This is a genomic window from Photorhabdus aballayi (assembly GCF_026153155.1).
Lineage (GTDB): Bacteria > Pseudomonadota > Gammaproteobacteria > Enterobacterales > Enterobacteriaceae > Photorhabdus > Photorhabdus luminescens.
Genome location: NZ_JAPFCD010000047.1, coordinates 1 through 20,334 on the forward strand (window position 1 = coordinate 1; position 20,334 = coordinate 20,334).

Sequence of the window (20,334 nt, forward strand, 5' to 3'; positions counted from 1 at the left end):
ACGGCGACCTTAACCAGCACGGCAGCGGTGAAGAATGTGCGGGTATCGGCGAGGGCGGCGGCGAACCCGTCGTGGGTCGAGGCTGATCGAAAGGTGAGCTTTGAGGAGCTGAGCGGCAGTTATCATGTTACCCGCGTGACGGTGGAAGTGGATAAAGACAAGACGCGCTACAACAACGGTTCTGACAGTTATACCTTCACGGCGACGGTGGTGGATGCGTATGGCAAACCGGTAGCGGATAAACTGATCGAGATTGAGTGGCAGACAGAGCCAGCGGAGGCCGGGTTAACCCTGACGAAACAGAGCAATCCGGTAAGTAACGCGCAGGGGCAGGTCACGGCGACCTTAACCAGCACGGCGGCGGTGAAGAATGTGCGGGTATCGGCGAAGGCGGCGGCGAACCCGTCGTGGGTCAAAGCCGATAGCCCGGTGAGTTTTGAAGAGCTGAGCGACAGTTATCAAGTCACCGGCGTAACGGTGGAAGTGGATAAAGACAAGACGCGCTACAACAACGGTTCTGACAGTTATACCTTCACGGCGACGGTGGAGGATGCGTATGGCAAACCGGTAGCGGATAAACTGATCGAGATTGAGTGGCAGACAGAGCCAGCGGAGGCCGGGTTAACCCTGACGAAACAGAGCAGCCCGGTGAGTAATGCACAGGGGCAGGTCACGGCGACCTTAACCAGCACGGCAGCGGTGAAGAACGTGCGGGTATCGGCGAAGGCGGCGGCGAACCCGTCGTGGGTCAAAGCCGATAGCCCGGTGAGCTTTGAAGAGCTGAGCGACAGTTATCAAGTCACCGGCGTAACGGTGGAAGTGGATAAAGATAAGACGCGCTACAACAACGGTTCTGACAGTTATACCTTCACGGCGACGGTGGTGGATGCGTATGGCAAACCGGTAGCGGATAAACCGATCGAGATTGAGTGGCAGACAGAGCCAGCGGAGGCCGGGTTAACCCTGACGAAACAGAGCAATCCGGTAAGTAACGCGCAGGGGCAGGTCACCGCGACCTTAACCAGCACGGCAGCGGTGAAGAATGTGCGGGTATCGGCGAGGGCGGCGGCGAACCCGTCGTGGGTCGAGGCTGATCGAAAGGTGAGCTTTGAGGATCTGAGCACTAGCTATCATGTTACCCATGTAACGGTGGACAAAGAAGGCCCGCTCTACAACGAAGGCACTGATGCTTACACCTTCACGGCGACGGTGGAAGATGCGTATGGCAATCTGGTAGTGGATAAGCCGATCGATATTGACTGGCAGACAGAGCCAACGGTAGACGGGCTAAAACTGACGAAGCAGAACAATTCGGTGAGTAATGCGCAGGGGCAGGTCACCGCGACGTTAAGCAGTACAGTGGTAGCGATTGATGTACAAGTGTCTGCCAAAACGGCTACTCAGCAGACGCCGGTGAAGGTGGATAAAAAAATCAGTTTTATCAGTCCTGATGAGCTTGCTTCTCTGACTGTTAGTCCAGATCACGTAACAGAAGGAGAAGGCGAGGGGCATACTTACACCTTTACTGCCACGGTAAAAGATTTTTCCGGGCAGGCGAAAAGCGGTGTTGCGGTGGTTTGGAGTGCAACAAATAGTAAGGGAATTGCTATTACTGATAAAAACTTGGTTACTCAGGTAGTGGGTGATGGTAAAACAGATGCTGATGGGAAAGCGCAATATCAGATATATAGTAAAAGTGGCGGGTTTATTGCTGTTATGGTAACGGCCAAAGTGAATGATTCATCTGTTGGCTCTAAGAATAAAACGGTAGAAATTAAGGCTAATGAGCAGGATGTTACTGGCTTCTTTATATTGGATTATGACCCTGTGGATGGAAAAGGATACGGGCCTTTGGTTCCAAAAGAAAGAATGAATTTTGCTTGGCCAAAAATGAAGTTTGTCCCCGAGTATTTGCCTGGAAAATTAACTATAGCTGGTTATACTGGAGTATATGACTCAAGTAATAGGAACATAGTTGATGTGGATGGAGAGTATTTTCGAGTTAAAAAAACAGGAACAGTTACATTAACTGCGACGTTTACACACCCAATATCTGGTCGGTATTTAAAATATATTATTCCTGATGTGAAAATTGACCACTTTGTAATTATTGACTCTAGCCCGGGAGGGCCGGGGATTGGTATAGTTTTCTCGGGGGATCGTATTGACAATAGTAAACCTTTACCTCGTTGTACAAGAGGAAATAGGATACAAGAGAGTGATCTTGGTGAATCAATTGATTATCTGGTTAATAATTTAAATTTAAATCTTATTGAGAAGGGTTTATTAGGAGATCCACGGAGGGGGTTAAATGCTAACGGAGTAAGAATGGGAGGGCTACAAAAAAATGAGACAAGTATTCAGGCTCATTTTTTGGATAACAACGTTCGAAATGCATTGCCTTATTCATTGGCTTATGTAGTTTTATGTGAAGAATAGGGAGGAAATAATAGGTAGTAAGCATTATTGTAGAAGAACGTTATTTTGATAGGAAATTAGGTGTTTATCACTTATTGGTGTTTAATTTTAATATGAGATTTAATATGTAGACACTTACAGCAGATATAGTTTCGGGAATAACGGTTTTAGAAGCGTGCTCAGTTGCCATTACTGTGAATTATAGTGAAAACGTAGCCATGTTATCTTCTTGTTATTTTAACAGATTCAGCCCCTAATGAGCCGCGACAGGTTGCTCGTACATTAGCTGTAGCTAGAATTTTTACTCACAAAGATCATTTAGCACTTGGACCGAGAGGGAAAATCAATGTATGGGAGAGGGGTTAGATTCAGTAGTTATTACTATTGATCCTTATACATTTACCAAGGAATATGTGGAGGTTGGAGTAAGTGTTATTAGCTTAGTCAGGCGCTTTTTTCATATGTGGACTCATATGCTGATGGTTTCTGGCTTAGTTTTCTGAATATGCGGAGGAAACACTGTATCCCATTTTATAATACCTTTTGGATAAAGAATAGATTGCTATTACAGTAATGACTAGAGTAAATGGTTTATTTATATGACAAACAGGCAGGAGGTAATAGAGAGTAAGCATCGTTGTATAAACGCATTATTTTGATAGAAAATTAAGTGTTTGTTACTGATTGGTGTTTAACTTTAATATGAGGTTTAATATGTCAACATTTACAGCAGATATAGTTTCAGGAGTAACGGTTTTAGAAGAGTGCCCGGTTGTTATCACTGTAACTTATTCAGGCGATGATACTCACAAAGTAACGGATTCGACTGACATAGTGCACGATAACCCGAAAAATACCAGTTTTGATGATATCCCTCGTATTTCGAGAGATGTTGAGAAAAATACCTGTACTGCGAAATTTGTTGTTACTGCTACTTCTGGCGCCGGTGATTTCACCATAACATTTTCAATGGATCAGGCGACGGACCCCGATGCTAAATTGGAAATTGCATGTCATTCTATTGATAAAAATGGTTTTTCATATGCAGCGTTTGAACCTATCATTATTGGCGATTCGTTGATAAAAGACTTATCTCCGGCAGCAGATAATGAGCAACCTTCTGGACTTAATGGTAGCCTCCTCGTTAATCTATATGCGCTGAGTAAAACAAATGATCCGTTACCCTATTTTCAAATTCCTCTGGTAATTGATAATTTAGTACGTATTTTTGGGTATGATGGCGATCGACTTACGGAAGAAATATTTCCTTTTATTCAAGAACTGGATAACAACAAATACTATATTAATACGAATAATGAAGGTTTTGTTGCCTTAAAGGTTTTTCCCAGTCAGGAGGAGGGGGGGAACTATGCAGTTAATATGTTCACCGATTTGCAGGGTTTTTCAAAAAAATCTTCATCAAATATTCTGTTTATTACAGAAGACGTTGCTCCAACGCTTGTGAAGCCAGATATTGAAGAATTGAATGGTGATAGGTTAACGCCATCAGTAGGAAATAGCAGTACAGGTTTTCATGTAAGTATCCCGTTCTATGAAGGTGTTAAACTGAAAGATAGAATTTTTTTAATGATCAAAGAAGGTAATAATGAAACGCAAAGCATGTCTGCTGTCATTACTGATCTGAGTCAGTTGGATATACCATCTATTCTAGTGCCATATGCTAGTGTTCCAAATATTGGCAATAATGGGTTATATTATTACGTAGCTGATGTAATAGGAAACATAACTATATCATCCGCCCTCTATTTTGATTTGACAAAGTCAGTACCAAATATACCACCAGAGATTAAACGTATATTAGCGAGACCTAGAATTTTTAATCATAAACGACAGGAGGAATTTAGCTGGCCAGGTAAGATTAGTCTTAAATATATTTTAGGTGGAGGGTTGGATGCCCATATTGATGTGGGTAAAAACAGTGGGATAGAGGTAAACAGTGTTATTAATGTACGTATTTACGTTAATGGTATTATCAATGAGGAGCCATCTTCGAAAATTTATTCTATTGAACCTCATACGGTAACTGCCGACGAAGCGGCGGTAGGAGAGGCTATTATTCTGCTTGGTATGGCACCCTTTATGAATGTAGACTCGCATTTTGATGGTACGCCAGGCTCGGTTTATATCACTTACAGCGTAGGCCAAAATGAATCTAAGATTTGGTTTGGACATATTGATACTGTTCCACCTAGGAAATAAATTTAACTGATTGAGCTTTTAACTGTTTGTTGGAAAATGCTCATGCATTTTCCATTTTTCCGAACATATTTCTTATTGGTGAACTGGCGATTTCTTTATTACCGAGCTATAATATTTCATTAAGCGTTGTCATTTTATTTTCAAACAATGAATCACGGAATTAATGGTGGAGTATGAATAATGGTCAATGTGGCAAAAAGTGATTTAACAATTATCCTAATTTTAATCCAAGATATATTATGACTATATAGGATATACTTGGATATAAAGCTTATGTTATGAGTAGTGGATTTATTGCTATTGCATTAATAGCTAAAAAATTTATTTGTGTGATAAACAGAAAGGAGGGAATAGAGAGTAAGCATCGTTGTATAAACGCATTATTTTGACAGAAAATTAAGTGTTTGTTACTGATTGGTGTTTAACTTTAATATGAGGTTTAATATGTCGATATTTACAACAGATATAGTTTCAGGAATAACAGTTTTAGAAGAGTGTCCAGTTGTCATTACTGTGACTTATTCTGGTGATGATATACATAAAGTAACGGAAACGACTGACATAGTGTACAGTCATCCAGAAAATATTCGTTTTGATAATACCCCTCGTATTTCAAGAGATGTCGAGAATAATACTTGTACTGCAAAATTTATTGTTACTGCCAATTCTGACGTTGGTGATTTCACTATAGCATTTTCAATGGATAAGGCTACGGACCCCGATGCTGAATTAGAGGTTGTGTTTCATCCTATTGATAGAAATGGTTTTTCACATGCAGCGTTTGAACCTATCATTATTGGCGACTCGTTGATAAAAGACTTATCGCCGGCAGCAGATGATGAATGGCCTTCTGAATTTAATGGCAGCCTGCTTATTCATATCTATGCGTTGAGTAAAACAAATGAGCCGTTACCCTATTTTCAAATTCCTCTGGTAACTGATAATTTAGTACGTATTTTTGGGTATGATGGAGAAAACGTTACGGAAGAAATATTGCCTCTTGTTATAAATTACAAGAATAAATACTATATTAATACGGATGAAAACGGTTTTGTTGCTTTAAGGGTTTTCCCTCGTAAGGAAGAGGATGGTAATTATACTGTTGATATGTTCACAGAATTGCCGGGTTTTTTAAAGAACGCTTCATCAAATATTCTGTTTATTATAGAAGACATTGCTCCAACGCTTCCTGCACCAGACATTGAAGAGCTGGATGGAAATAGATTAACGCCATCAGTAGGAGATAGTAGCACAGGTTTTCATGTGAGTATTCCGTTTTATAAAGGCGCTAAACCGAGAGATAGGGTTTTTTTAATAATTAGAGAAGATAATAACGAAACGCTAAGTGCGTCTGCTGTCGTTACTGATCTGAATCAGTTGGATAATCCATTTATTTTAGTTCCATATGCCAGCGTTCCAAGTATTGGTGATAATGAGTTGTGTTATTATGTGTCTGATGTAGTGGGAAATATCACTATGTCATCTGCTCTCTATTTTAATTTAACAGAGTCAGTACCTAATGAACCGCCAGAGGTTAATCGGACATTAGCAGTACCCAGAATTTTTATTCATAAACAGCAATTGGAGTTTGAACAGTCAGGTAGGATCAATCTTGAAAATATTTTAGAAGGAGGATTGAATGCCCATATCGCTGTGGGTCAAAACAATGGAATAGATGTGGATAATGTTATTAATGTACGTATTTACGTTAATGGTATTGTAAATAATAACCCATCCTCACGGCTTTATTCTCTTGATCCTCATACGGTAACTGCCGACGAGATGGAGGCTGGAGAAGCTATTATTCCGCTTGGCTTGGCACCTTTTACTCAGGTAGGTTCGTATTGTGATGGTACTCCAGGCTCAGTTTATATCACTTACAGTGTAGACACGAAGGAGTCTGAGATTTGGAGTGGGGACATTAATACTGTTCCAGTAGGATAATAAATTTAACTGATTGAGCTTTTACCTGTTTAATGGAAAATGCGTAAGCATTTTCCATTTTCCCGGACATGTTTCTTATTGGTGAACTGGCAGTTTCTTTATTACCGAGCTATAATATTTAATTAAGAGTTGTTATTTTATTTTCAACTAAGGAATCATGAAACTAATGGTGATAGTATGAATAATGGCAAGCATGGCGAAAAGTGATTTAACAATTATCCTGATTTTGACTATAAAATATGGTGACTATATAGGGTATGCTTGGATATAAAGCCTATGCTGCGAGCGGTGGATTTATCGCCATACAGTGGTGGTTATAGTAATTTATTTATGAGAGAAGTAGGCAGGAGGTAATAGATAATAAGCATCGCTGTGTAAATGCATTATCTTGATAGAAAATCAGGTGCTTTTTACTTATTGGTGTTTAACTTTAATATGAGGTTTAATATGTCGATACTTACAGCAGATATCGTTTCAGGAATAACGGTTTTAGAAGAGTGCCCAGTTCTCGTTGCTGTAACTTATTCAGGTGATGAGGTTCATAAAGTCACGGAAACGACGGATATAGTGTACAGTGAACAGAAAGATGTCAGTTTTGATGAGACTCATCGTATTTCAAGGGATGTCAAGAATAATACCTGCACTGCAAAATTTGTTGTTACTGCCAATTCTGGTGCTGGTGATTTCACCATAACATTTTCAATGGATAAGGCTACGGACCCTGATGCTAAATTAGAGATAGCATTTCATTCTATTGGTAAAAATGTTTTTTCACATGCAGCGTTTGAACCTATCATTATTGGCGATTCGTTGATAAAAGATTTTTCTCCGGCAGAGGATGATGAACGACCTTCTGAATTTAATGGCAGCCTCCTCGTTCATTTATATGCTCTGAGTAAAACAGATGATCCGTTACCTTATTTTCAAATTCCCCTAGTAACTGATAGGAGAGTGCGTATTTTTGGTTATGAGAGAGGGCAACTTACGGAAGAAATATTTCCTTTTATTCAAGAACTAGATAACAACAAATACTATATTAATACGAATAATAGAGGTTTTGTTGCTTTAAAGGTGTTCCCTAGTAATGAGGAGAAGGGGAGCTATACAGTTAATATGTTTACTGAATTGCAGGGGTTTTCAAGGAAATCTTCGTCAAATATTCTGTTTATTACAGAAGATATTGCTCCAACCCTTGTGATGCCAGATATTAAAGAGTTAGATGGCGATAGATTAACACCATCAGTAGGAAATAGTAGCACGGGTTTTCATGTGAGTATTCCATTTTATGAAGGTGCTAAACCGAAAGATAGAATTTTCTTAATGATCAGAGAAGATAATGATGAAATACAAAGTACATCTACTGTCATTACTGATCTGAATCAGTTGGATATACCATTTATTTCAGTTCCATATGCTAGTATCCCAAATATTGGCGATAATGAATTATACTATTATGTGGCTGATACAATGGGAAACATAACTATATCATCTTCCCTCTATTTTTATTTAACGAAGTCAGTACCGAATCAACCACCAGAGATTAGGCGTACATTAGCGGCACCTAGAATTTTCACTCATAAAGATCAGGAAGAACTTAAACAGCGAGGTAGGATCAATCTTGTAAAAATTTTAGGGGGAGGGCTGGATGCGCGTATTGCTGTGGGTAAAAAAAATGGAATAGATGTAGATAGTGTTATCAATGTGCGTATTTACGTTAATGGTGTCGTCAATCATAGTTCATCTTCAAAAATTTATTCTCTTGAGCCTCATACGGTAACTGCCGACGAAGTGGCGGCAGGAGAGGCTATTATTCTGCTTGGTCAGGCACCTTTTACCGGTGTGGACTCATATGATGATGGACCAGGATTAGTTTATGTCACTTATAGTGCAAGTATAAAGAACTCCAAGATTTGGTTTGGACGCATTGATACGGTTCCCCCTGGACAATAAATTTAACTGATTGAGCTTTTATTTGCTTATTGGAAAATGCGTAAGTATTTTCCATTTTTCCGGGCATATTTATTATTTGTAAACTGGCGATTCCTTTATTGCGTAACTATAATATTTTATTAAGCGTTATCGTTTTATTTTCAATTAATAAATCATGGAGTTAATGGTGACAGTATGAATAACGGCATATCAAGTGTGATTATCACAGAAAATGCGGCAAAAAGTGATTTAACCAATTATCCTAATCTTAATCCCCAAAATATTGTGACTATATATGGTCTACCTGGACATAAATTCTATGCTACGACATCTATCGGCGCTTCTATTGTAGATGATAACGTTGATGTAGATCAGATCACATTAACATTGGATGAAGCTGGGAAAGGGCATTTTTATGTTCGTTCTCCGTTTGAACATAAAAATATTGAAAATAGCGAAGAATTTTCGGCTGTTTTGATGATTTATCCACAAGAAGATATCAATAAGGTAATATCTTTTCCGCTTATTTTTGGTAATTATCGTCAGTCTGATGAGGCTATAGTATTTACCGCCTATAATTATACTACAGGCGCTCCGGCAGATGGGAAGACGCCTTGCTCGATATATCTTTTTATTGATCGTGAACATAATGGTGATATTAATCAAATCCGGATAAGAGTGAATAATAATGCACTCATCGATGGTTATAATAAAGACTGGGCAGATATTCCATTAAAGGAGGATGGTAGTGCGACAGTGAATGTGACTAGCAACACAGTAGGTAAAGTTAATGTCTGGCTAACAGCGTCTGATTCAGATTCAGGGGATAAAGTCAATTTTGTTTTATCATTCAGACCGATTCCAATGGGAGGTGAAATATGATTATCAATAACGACAATGAGCTTATTGCTTTATCGGCTCCAAAATTACCGCAAGCAGATAATGATGGTTTGATTGATGTTTCTGTTCAACAGAACCAAGATTTAATTATTAAAGTACCCTATCATGAGTGGCTAAGAATCGGGGATGTGATAGTGGTAAATGTTGGGGGAATTTTTTCTCGTCCTTATTATGTTCAGAATATTAATCTTGATTTTTTTACTGTAACTATTCCATTCTCTGAAATACCTGATGGTTGTTATAATGTGACTTATACATCAGCTGATGATTTCGAGAATGAAGATTTCTCTGAACCGGCTGTTATTAAAGTTATTAATTCTCCATCGATAAAATTATTACCATCAATTTATCCAGATTCAACATCTGGCGTTATTCACTATTCATCTCTTGTACAACATCATGGGTTAAATGTGCATATCAGTTATCGGCAGATGCGGAAAGGCGATAGCGTTATATTCCATTGGCAAGGACATAATTTTAACTATGAGCTAATTGCGAGGGCGGCCTGGGATGCACAACCCATAACAGTCAGCGATCAGGATGTTAAGCAGGGTTATATTTCTTTAGTGGTGCCGATGGAATACGTGCTTTGTTTGGGTCAAGAAGGCGTGGGAACCGGCTATTATGAGGTTGGTAAGACTAGTTCTGCGCCAGGTTCAGTGATATTGTCGCTAACGGATATGTCATCTGTCATTATGTCAATTAGTGAAGGTGCGCCGATGGTATCTAATGAATATCCCAGAATAAAACCGAAAAATTTGGTTGCGGTTTATGGGCCGCCAGGAAAGAGGTTATTGGCGAGTGTTGAATCAGGAAGTATTGTTGAAGGGGATGGTACAAAATATCAATTTGCCCCCAATAGTTTCGGGTTGGCTTATTTCCATTGGCAATCTGAGGAAACGGGTAGTTTTCGCTGTACTGTTTCTGCGGAGGACGGGTCTATAACACCGGGCGTAGGTCAGGCAATATTTAGCGAGTGGAGAGATGGAGGAGGTATTATCGAAGCTTATTCATTTACCTCTGAAGTCCCTGCTGATGGCGTGAGTGTTTGTAGTGGTTATGTGATTGTGGATCGTACTGTTTATTTCGGTAAAAGATTACTTGTTCGTACTGATGGCTCCGCGATAATCTCAGGTTATGGTGATAATGAAAGAGAGTTGCAGGTTGCAATTAGTAAGGATGGTTGTACAACTTTCCATATCACTAATACCAAAGCAGAGAAAAATAATGTGATAATAAGTTTACCCGATGTTAATAAGTCGATTCAATTTTCTATTAATTTTAAACATTTTCCTTCTATTTAATGTAAGGAATATTGTTAATTAGCATGATATTGTCTAGTTGAAATTATTTTTTAGCTTTAACTCGATGATAACATGTATAAATATACATGATGGTGATAAATTAGGAGAATGAAATGAATGACGAACAAGCATCAAAAGAGGCTAAAACATTAAATTGGATATTAAATGAAAAAACGGAAATTGCGGATAAACCGATATATGTCGGTGTAAGCGTAATTCAAGATGGATATTTATTGCATGGGATGAATGTAGTTTTAACGTTAGATAATAAATCTATGGTATTTAAAGAGAATAATGATCGTAGAATTATAAAAGGTACGGGAGTGCTGGGTAAGGTATCAGTTGAAATAATCTCTACTGATGCAACTCCGTGTCAAGGGAATGTGTATGCTTGCTTGGAAGATGATACTCAAATAGAAGCCCCTCCTCTTCAGGTCGAGTTTACTTCTGCTGTTCAATCGGTGGCAGCGCTTAATCTTAAATTAAAAGAAAATAATGCATGGATTAATAGTACCGATGAGAATAAGGTAGTTGCAACGATGTATGATCGGTTGGGTAATGGAGTTAAAAACCAAAAAATAACCTTTTATGCAGATAATGGGGCAACAGTAGTTCCATTGTCGGGGATGACAGATAAAGAGGGTAAGATAACGGCGTTAATACAATCTAATAGTGCTGGTAAAGTAACGCTAATGGCGCAAGCGGGAGATATTGAAAAGGCTGTAGCTATGTGTTTCACGGATAATCCATATCGGTTAGAGATCACAGAATCTCCGGTTGAGTTGTCTTCATTCTCAAACGGTATTATAGCTGGATATTTATATAAGAATGGCATAGGTGAACCTAATGTAGACATAGATGTATCTATGGGAGCTTCTGTGTTATTGAGTAGTCTAGACAAATATATGACTACCGATAAAAATGGCCATTTTAGCTTTAGAGTTGCTACTCTAGAGTGTTATCCTCATAATCATGTACCTCTCATGAATCAATCTTCATTGGTTCGTGTAAGTTGCATTGATGGACGGATATATAGTCAAACGTGGATAAAATTAATCCCAGATCTATATTAGGCGCTGGATATTTTGGGGGATACTAATTGCATGATTACTCATTGAAAAATTAGACAAATCCCCTGTTTTTTAACCGTTATCATGTCGTGTGAAAATAAGATGATTTTTATTATCTCGGTAGGAATCATTGTTTGAAAATATATAACCTGGATGGAGTTTCACAACTATCATTGTTATACATCAATATTTAGTTAAAAACCTGAACGTCTCTTTAAGAGACGCTCAGGTTACTTAACTTATTATTTTTTCATGTTATTTCTTAAAATAATTAGGGCATTGTTATTAAATCTCCTTTAATTGTGATCGCGAGTTGTGATCGCGTCCGCAATGACCTTTTGTGAAATAGGGCTATACTATAAATAGACCTTATAGTTATATAGAGTCAATTAACGTTACTTGTTGAATTTTCGGTTCTTAGTATTCACGGAGAGTGTGTATTCACGAAGAGTGTTGGAGGTAATATATGAAACGTCAAAGTGCTTTCATAGTCGGTAATGTGTTAATGGGTGTCGGTATGTTCACCATAGTGAGTAGCCTGGGTTATACATTACTGCCTCACATCTTCGGTTTTGGCTGGCCTGAGTTTTTATCTGAAGCAGCGCTATTGGGCGTTTTTATTGGCGCGCTTGTTTGGTTGGCTGGTGCCGGTGTGGGAGGCCGGGAAGGTGTGGCAGATCGTTATTGGTGGTTAAGAAACTATGATGAACGTTATCGTCGTGGTGATCATCGGTATCCATAACAAAAATAGAGTTAGTCGTAGTTTGTGCTAATGGAAAAGTATTATTATTCCAAATAAGCAAAAAACCCGTTGAATCTCTTGTGCAACGGGTTTTTTCTTAGATAGCAATATTATGAGTACAACTTATTTATTAGTGCTCAAACATTGCAGAAATTGACTCTTCATTACTGATACGCCGGATCGCTTCAGCTAACATACCGGACAAAGTAAGAGTACGAACTTTATTGAGCGCCTTGATCTCAGCAGATAATGGGATGGTGTCACAGACAACCACTTCATCAATCACCGAGTTTTTAATGTTGTCTACCGCGTTGCCGGAGAAAATCGGGTGAGTAGCATAGGCGAATACACGTTTTGCTCCGCGTTCTTTCAATGCTTCAGCCGCTTTGCATAAAGTGCCGCCGGTATCGATCATGTCATCGACCAGCACGCAATCGCGGCCAGCGACATCACCGATAATATGCATCACCTGAGAAACGTTAGCGCGTGGGCGACGTTTGTCGATGATGGCCATATCGGTATCGTTCAGCAGCTTAGCGATAGCGCGAGCGCGGACAACCCCGCCAATATCCGGGGAAACAACGATAGGGTTTTCCAATCCTTTCTGTAACATATCTTCCAGCAGAATTGGGCTGCCAAATACGTTATCAACCGGAACATCGAAGAACCCTTGGATCTGCTCAGCATGCAGGTCAACGGTCAGTACGCGGTCTACACCGACGCTGGACAGGAAATCTGCCACAACTTTGGCGGTAATTGGTACACGGGCTGAACGGACTCGACGGTCCTGACGAGCATAACCGAAATAAGGGATTACTGCGGTAATACGTCCTGCGGAAGCACGACGCAGTGCATCAACCATAACGACTAATTCCATTAGGTTGTCGTTAGTCGGCGCACAAGTAGACTGGATGATGAAAATATCGCCGCCGCGTACATTTTCGTTAACTTGCACGCTGACTTCACCGTCGCTGAAACGGCCGACAGCCGCGTCTCCAAGGTTGGTGTACAGGCGGTTGGCAACACGTTGTGCTAGTTCCGGAATAGCGTTACCAGCAAAAAGCTTCATATCGGGCACGAGAAAGACCTCAGGCTTGCGTCCAGAGAGATATTGTTGACCAATGTAAATAACAGTATTTATTCATTGGTTCAATAACACGGGTATCCCAGAGCGAAAACTGTGCAAAGGTGAATTGTTAACGCCACGCGCAACAAAACCCTGCAACCACTCAGGGGCTTGATTTAACACCTTACGGGCCGATGCTTCTGATTCAAACTCGCTGAATACACAGGCACCGGTTCCGGTCAGGCGTGACGGCGCGTATTCTAGCAGCCATGAAAGAAGCTGTTCAACCTTACGAAAACGTTTTCTTACAAGAGATTCACAATCATTTATGTACGGAGCCTTTAATAATGCGGCCAGAGGGCGAATTGGCGTATCACGTTTTAATTCTGGATCTGTGAAGACGCGCAGAGTTGAAATTTCAACACCGGGATGCGCAACCAGATACCACTTTTCTTCCGGCTCGGCCATGTGCAGAATTTCACCGATACCTTCTGCAAATGCGGCGTGTCCTTTGACAAAGACCGGCACATCAGCGCCAAGACTCACGCCAAGAGTTGCCAATGTTTCGTCTGTGAAACCGGTTTGCCAGTGATAATTCAGGGCAATGAGTACGGTAGCGGCATTGGATGAACCCCCGCCTAATCCACCGCCCATTGGCAGACGTTTGTTGATATGAATATCAGCCCCTTTATGATCAATGCCCGTATGGTGTTTGTCGCTGTAGGATTGCAATAGACGCGCGGCGCGAACGATCAGGTTGTTATCGTGTTCCACCCCCTCTATCGGCGTCAGTAAACGGATTTCATTATCCTGACGAGGGGTAATGGTAATTTCATCACCATAATCAAGAAATTGAAACAGCGTTTGCAACTGGTGGTAACCATCAGCGCGACGACCGGTGATATAAAGAAACAGGTTAAGTTTTGCCGGTGAAGGCCAGGTTAATGTCATTATTTTGTGGTCCAATTATCCATTTTCAGTTTGATGCGACGATCACCTTGAATCAACTCCAGACGGTTGGGGAGGGCGGGAGTTGTTGAGGTATCGTAGGATTGATAATTAACCTGCCATGTCGCGCCATGTTGCTGGTAATTGACGGTTTTCAATAGATGGTTAGCATCCAGTTTAAAGTTTTTGGCATCACCGGGTAAACCTGTGATCCAATGCCGCAGATTATCTAATGGAATGTCCATATTGGTGAGCTGATAAATTATTTTTTCAGGATTATCACTGAAATATTTTTTACCTTGGCTATCGGTTAATTGCGTCATGTCTGGCTGAACGAGCAGTTCTAATTCCGTGCTGCCTAGCGGATTGGTCAGTAATAAACGGTAGCGCTCAGGATGATATTGTTGCCAGAAAAAGCGGGCATAAACTTTTTTCTCATTAGACAGGTAGGCAAAAGATCCACGGGTTTGATATTGATTTAATTGCTGTAGCTGTTGGATATGTGTTCGCCATTGGGGAGAATCTGCCGAACCTGTTCCACTGGGTTGCGTTAATGTACAAGCGGTCAACAGTACGCAAGAGAGTGGCAATAGACGGAATAGTGATAATTTCTGTATTGGTTTCATCGGCAATCTCTGTTTAATAACGTGAAAACTTTTACGTCACTTAATAATGAAGAATGAAGTATTAATCCAGTTAAATTTCAAAAAAATGTTCTGAATAATGATATCAGACACTGCTGATTGTCTTTTATTGATCTGAGGTATCAAGTAGAATGCACAGTTTATAAGAGTCCTTATTAAGGGTGATGATTTCATCAGTATAGAATTTTTTACGATGAACAGTGTCTCTCTGCTGATAACTCAATGAAGTTGATATGACTTTGTTAGCACTTGGTATTAACCATAAAACGGCTCCTGTATCCTTGCGTGAACGGGTGACTTTTTCTCCGGGAACGATTGGGGAAGCGCTTGATAACCTCCTCCAGCATCCTCTGGTGAAAGGTGGGGTTGTATTGTCAACGTGTAATCGTACCGAGCTTTATCTCAGCGTAGAACAGCAAGATAATCTGTATGAGCAGTTAATTGACTGGTTGTGTGGATACCATCAGCTAAATCCCAGAGATCTAAGATCCAGTATTTACTGGCACTGTGGTAATGAAGCTGTCAGCCATTTAATGAGAGTGGCGAGTGGGCTGGATTCGTTGGTGCTTGGCGAACCTCAGATTCTTGGGCAGGTGAAAAAAGCATTTGCCGAGTCGCAGCACAACCATTCTTTATCGAGTGAACTGGAGCGACTGTTTCAGAAATCGTTTTCTGTCGCCAAGCGCGTTAGGACGGAAACAGAGATCGGTTCAAATGCGATTTCCGTTGCATTTGCCGCTTGTACTTTGGCGCGGCAGATTTTCGAATCACTGTCTGAACTGAATATTTTGCTGGTAGGTGCTGGAGAAACGATTGAACTGGCTGCTCGTCATTTGAAAGAGCATCGCGTGCACCATATGATGATTGCTAATAGGACGAAAGAGAAGGCGCAGGTGTTGGCTGATGAAGTTCAGGCGGAAGTGATCACCTTGCCTGAAATTGACACACGTTTAGCAGAAGCTGATATTGTTATCAGTTCGACTGCCAGTCCTTTGCCTATTATTGGTAAAGGGATGGTTGAACGTGCATTAAAGTTACGCCGTAACCAACCGATGTTGCTCGTTGACATTGCGGTTCCCCGTGATATAGAGCCTGACATAGAAAGGCTGGATAACGTTTATCTCTACAGTGTTGACGATTTACAAGCAATTATTCAGCAGAATCTTGCGCAACGCAAAGCGGCGGCGGTTCAGGCTGAATCTATTGTTCAGCAGGAAAGCCGTTATTTTATGGACTGGTTGCGTTCGCAGGGCGCAGTAAATTCAATCCGTGAATACCGTAATCAAGCAGAACAGGTGCGGTCTGAAATGACAGCTAAGGCACTGACTGCTATCAATCAGGGAGCTGACGTAGAACAGGCCGTTAATCAATTGACTCATCAATTGGTGAACCGTCTGATACATGCTCCTACCAAATCACTCCAGCAAGCAGCCAGCAATGGCGATCTGGAGCGCCTTAATTTATTACGTGACAGCTTGGGGCTGGAACATAATTAACCATATCTCGGAATAGGGTCTGAAACCAAGAATGAAGCCTTCTATTGTTGCTAAATTGGAAGCATTGCAAGAACGTCACGAGGAAGTTTTGGCTCATCTCGGTGATGCCGATGTGATTGCTGATCAGGAACGTTTTCGTGCTTTGTCACGGGAATATGCTCAACTGACTGATGTGACGAACTGTTTTAAGTCCTGGCGTGTTGTTCAGGATGATCTTAAAGCAGCCGAAATAATGCTTGATGACCCTGAAATGCGGGAGATGGCACAGGAAGAGATCAGAGACGCTAAGGTCCGCAATGAAGAGTTAGAGCAGCAACTACAATTGTTGTTGTTGCCGAAAGATCCTGATGATGAGCGTAACTGTTTTCTTGAAGTACGCGCGGGAACCGGTGGTGATGAAGCGGCTATTTTCGCCGGGGATCTGTTTCGTATGTACAGCCGTTATGCTGAATCCCGTCGTTGGAAAGTCGAAGTTATCAGTGCTAACGATGGCGAGCATGGTGGTTATAAGGAAATTATTGCTAAAGTTTCCGGTGAGCAGGTTTATGGTCATTTAAAATTTGAATCGGGTGGTCATCGTGTTCAGCGGGTGCCAGAAACCGAATCGCAAGGGCGTATTCATACTTCTGCTTGTACCGTTGCGGTTTTGCCGGAGGTCCCGGAAGCCGAGTTGACCGATATCAGCCCAAGTGATTTGCGTATTGATACGTTTCGTTCGTCTGGGGCGGGCGGTCAGCACGTCAATACCACGGATTCCGCTATCCGTATCACTCATATTCCAACCGGTATTGTGGTTGAGTGTCAGGATGAGCGTTCTCAGCATAAAAACAAAGCGAAAGCGATGTCCGTATTGGCCGCGCGTATTCATGCCGCGGAAGTTCGTAAGCGCCAGGAGGCCGAGGCTTCTGAGCGTCGTAACTTATTAGGCTCCGGCGACCGTTCGGATCGCAACCGTACTTACAATTTTCCACAAGGACGAGTGACGGATCACCGTATTAACTTAACGTTATACCGCCTTGATGAAGTGATGGAAGGCAAATTGGATATGCTTGTTCAGCCGATCGTTAATGAATATCAGGCTGATCTATTATCGGCTTTGTCAGAGCAGGATTGATGGATTATCAATCTTGGCTTAAACAAGCCGCAATACAGTTATCGGCAAGCGACAGCCCTAAACGAGATGCAGAAATTTTGTTGGGGTTTGTTACTCACCGTTCCCGGACTTACATACTGGCATTCGGTGAAACGCAGCTAGCTTCGGAGCAGTTCAGCCAGCTTGAGGTTTTACTTGCTCGTCGGGTAAAAGGTGAACCTATTGCCTACATCACGGGTGAGCGTGAATTCTGGTCGTTGCCATTAAATGTCTCTCCCGCTACGTTAATCCCGCGCCCTGACACGGAATGTCTGGTAGAAAAGGCGCTTGAACGGCTATCGTTGGCGCCTTGCCGCATTCTGGATTTGGGAACGGGAACCGGCGCAATTGCACTGGCAATCGCCAGTGAACGCCCAGATTGCCGGATTACCGGGGTTGACATCAATCCTGATGCGGTCATGTTGGCGCAGAGCAATGCTGAAAAACTCAAAATACAAAATGTGGATTTTTTATTAAGCGATTGGTTCTCTTCGTTGAATAATCAACAGTTTGGTATGATTGTCAGTAATCCGCCTTACATAGATGAAGCCGATCCACATCTATCTCAGGGCGATGTTCGGTTTGAGCCAGATAGCGCATTAATTGCGGCAAAACAGGGAATTGCTGATCTAAATACCATTATTGATCTATCTCGCCATTTTTTGTTGTCTGGCGGGTGGTTGTTATTGGAACATGGTTGGAAACAGGGAAATGTTGTAAGAAGCCTGTTTTCTGAGAGTGGTTATCGGCAGGTGGCTACTTTTCAGGATTATGGCGGTAATGAGCGAATAACACTGGGTCAGTGGAAAAGTGATGAAAGCCATAGCTGATTATGAATTTAATAACGCATCTTTAAGTAGCGGTATCCTATTAGTTTCCAGAACCCTTCGTTCTGATTTTCCTCAGCGTTCAGTGGAAATGCAGCTTCAAGCATTGATTGATGAAGCCAGAGATGAAATATCTCCGCAGCTAACTATAGAAGAACGATTGGAAAAATTACTGAGGCTGTTTTATCAAAGCTGGAAATTCGGCGGCGCCAGTGGTGTTTATTGTCTGTCAGATACATTATGGCTTGATAAAGTACTGCAAACTCGCCGAGGTTCTTCTGTTGTTTTAGGAGCAATTCTTATGCATATTGCTCAGGCTTTAGAACTGCCGTTTATGCCGGTTATTTTTCCTACGCAGTTGATTTTACGTGTTGATTATCCAGATAACACGGTGAAGTTTATTAATCCAATCAATGGCGAAGCGCTAAGTGAACGTGTGCTTGATGTATGGCTTAAAGGTAATATTAGCCAGACAGCGGAATTAGCAGCCGATGATTTGCAAGGAGCCGATAACGCCAGCATTATACGTAAAATGCTGGATACGATAAAAGTCGCATTAATGGATGAAGGACAAATGGAACTGGCGCTGAAGACGAGTGAAGCGGTGCTGATGTTTGATCCCGATAACCCCTATGAAATACGTGATAGGGGCCTGATTTATGCGGAACTGGATTGTAATCATATTGCGGTTTCTGATTTAAATTATTTTGTGGAGCACTGCCCGGAGGACCCGGTGGCGGAAATGATCAGAATGCAGATACACGACATTAAGCAGCAATGCATCGTTTTACACTGATTTTATCTCATTAATTTATTGGCCCCTAACGGAAGGTATAAGTATGCAACAGAAAGTGGTTCATGTTGGTGATATCAAGGTCGCTAATGATCTGCCGTTTGTTCTCTTTGGTGGTATGAATGTTCTTGAGTCACGGGATTTGGCCATGAGTATTTGTGAGCACTATGTGACAGTGACACAAAAATTGGGCATTCCTTATGTTTTCAAAGCCTCCTTTGATAAAGCAAACCGATCATCAATTCACTCTTACCGCGGCCCAGGTCTGGAAGAGGGAATGAAGATTTTTCAGGAACTGAAACAAACTTTCGGTGTGAAAATCATCACTGACGTGCATGAGCCGGCACAGGCGCAACCGGTGGCGGAAGTGGTTGATGTCATCCAACTGCCGGCATTTCTGGCGCGTCAAACTGATTTGGTTGAGGCGATGGCGCGTACTGGCGCGGTGATTAACGTTAAAAAACCCCAGTTTATCAGCCCAGGGCAGATGGGGAATATTGTGGAAAAATTCAAAGAAGGCGGCAACGATCAGGTGATCTTGTGTGACCGTGGCAGCAACTTTGGTTATGACAATTTGGTGGTGGATATGTTGGGCTTCAATGTTATGGCCCAGGCAACGGGGGGGCATCCGGTAATTTTTGACGTCACCCACTCACTCCAATGCCGCGATCCATTTGGTGCTGCGTCTGGCGGTCGTCGTGCTCAGGTTGCTGAACTGGCGCGGGCGGGTATGGCAGTCGGTATTGCTGGCCTGTTCCTTGAAGCGCATCCTGATCCTGCGAATGCGATGTGTGATGGTCCATCAGCATTGCCGTTGGCAAAACTTGAGCCATTCTTGAGCCAGATGAAGGCGATTGATGATGTGGTGAAAAGTTTCCCTCAACTGGATACCAGTAAGTAA

Annotated in this window: 16 protein-coding genes; 13 read left to right on the forward strand and 3 right to left on the reverse strand. The window is 41.6% G+C overall.

Annotated features, from left to right (window positions below):
- The 8 genes from OO184_RS18795 to ychH all read left to right on the forward strand — a co-directional run.
- On the forward strand, positions 1–2,439 hold a 2,439-nt coding region (locus OO184_RS18795; RefSeq protein ID WP_265380490.1), incomplete at its 5' end, for an Ig-like domain-containing protein.
- 693 nt (positions 2,440–3,132) lie between these two features.
- Positions 3,133–4,638: a hypothetical protein gene (locus tag OO184_RS18800; RefSeq protein ID WP_265380491.1), complete on the forward strand. Its 1,506-nt coding sequence runs from the start codon at positions 3,133–3,135 to the stop codon at positions 4,636–4,638.
- Between the two features lie 444 nt (positions 4,639–5,082).
- Complete coding sequence (locus OO184_RS18805; RefSeq protein ID WP_265380492.1) at positions 5,083–6,582, forward strand: hypothetical protein; 1,500 nt, start codon at positions 5,083–5,085, stop codon at positions 6,580–6,582.
- Between the two features lie 447 nt (positions 6,583–7,029).
- Positions 7,030–8,532 carry a hypothetical protein gene (locus OO184_RS18810; protein WP_265380493.1) on the forward strand — a complete coding sequence of 501 codons (1,503 nt, stop codon included), beginning with the start codon at positions 7,030–7,032 and terminating at the stop codon, positions 8,530–8,532.
- Positions 8,533–8,706: 174 nt separating this feature from the next.
- Positions 8,707–9,393: a hypothetical protein gene (locus OO184_RS18815; protein WP_265380494.1), complete on the forward strand. Its 687-nt coding sequence runs from the start codon at positions 8,707–8,709 to the stop codon at positions 9,391–9,393.
- Entirely contained in the window at positions 9,390–10,715 is a 1,326-nt protein-coding gene (locus tag OO184_RS18820) for a hypothetical protein (RefSeq protein ID WP_265380495.1), read from the forward strand. Before OO184_RS18815 ends, OO184_RS18820 begins: the two co-directional genes overlap by 4 nt.
- A gap of 113 nt (positions 10,716–10,828) precedes the next feature.
- Positions 10,829–11,788, forward strand: coding sequence for an Ig-like domain-containing protein (locus OO184_RS18825; RefSeq protein ID WP_265380496.1), 960 nt, complete (start codon positions 10,829–10,831; stop codon positions 11,786–11,788).
- A gap of 463 nt (positions 11,789–12,251) precedes the next feature.
- A complete protein-coding gene (gene ychH / locus OO184_RS18830; RefSeq protein ID WP_049581826.1) occupies positions 12,252–12,527 on the forward strand; it encodes a stress-induced protein YchH in 276 nt (91 codons plus the stop codon).
- Between the two features lie 130 nt (positions 12,528–12,657).
- Here ychH and prs read toward each other — a convergent pair whose 3' ends face one another.
- From prs to lolB, 3 genes are all read right to left on the reverse strand, one after another.
- Complete coding sequence (gene prs, locus OO184_RS18835) at positions 12,658–13,605, reverse strand: ribose-phosphate diphosphokinase (protein ID WP_265380497.1); 948 nt, start codon at positions 13,603–13,605, stop codon at positions 12,658–12,660.
- Between the two features lie 63 nt (positions 13,606–13,668).
- Complete coding sequence (gene ispE, locus OO184_RS18840; RefSeq protein WP_265380498.1) at positions 13,669–14,544, reverse strand: 4-(cytidine 5'-diphospho)-2-C-methyl-D-erythritol kinase; 876 nt, start codon at positions 14,542–14,544, stop codon at positions 13,669–13,671.
- Positions 14,544–15,167: a lipoprotein insertase outer membrane protein LolB gene (gene lolB, locus OO184_RS18845; RefSeq protein WP_265380499.1), complete on the reverse strand. Its 624-nt coding sequence runs from the start codon at positions 15,165–15,167 to the stop codon at positions 14,544–14,546. The genes ispE and lolB overlap by 1 nt, the downstream gene beginning before the upstream one ends.
- Before the next feature lie 251 nt (positions 15,168–15,418).
- On the opposite strand from lolB, the gene hemA reads away from it, so the two are divergent.
- From hemA to kdsA, 5 genes are read left to right on the forward strand one after another with little or no spacing between them, the layout of a single operon-like run.
- Complete coding sequence (gene hemA / locus OO184_RS18850; protein ID WP_265380500.1) at positions 15,419–16,681, forward strand: glutamyl-tRNA reductase; 1,263 nt, start codon at positions 15,419–15,421, stop codon at positions 16,679–16,681.
- Positions 16,682–16,712: 31 nt separating this feature from the next.
- A complete protein-coding gene (gene prfA / locus OO184_RS18855) occupies positions 16,713–17,795 on the forward strand; it encodes a peptide chain release factor 1 (RefSeq protein WP_132344869.1) in 1,083 nt (360 codons plus the stop codon).
- The gene (gene prmC, locus OO184_RS18860) at positions 17,795–18,643 is read left to right on the forward strand and encodes a peptide chain release factor N(5)-glutamine methyltransferase (RefSeq protein WP_265380501.1); all 849 of its coding nucleotides are present in this window, start codon (positions 17,795–17,797) and stop codon (positions 18,641–18,643) included. The genes prfA and prmC overlap by 1 nt, the downstream gene beginning before the upstream one ends.
- Positions 18,627–19,436, forward strand: a complete 810-nt coding sequence (gene sirB1, locus OO184_RS18865; protein WP_265380502.1) for an invasion regulator SirB1 — start codon at positions 18,627–18,629, stop codon at positions 19,434–19,436. Before prmC ends, sirB1 begins: the two co-directional genes overlap by 17 nt.
- 43 nt (positions 19,437–19,479) lie before the next feature.
- Positions 19,480–20,334 (forward strand): 3-deoxy-8-phosphooctulonate synthase, encoded by an 855-nt coding sequence (gene kdsA / locus OO184_RS18870; protein ID WP_265380503.1) that lies wholly within the window; start codon positions 19,480–19,482, stop codon positions 20,332–20,334.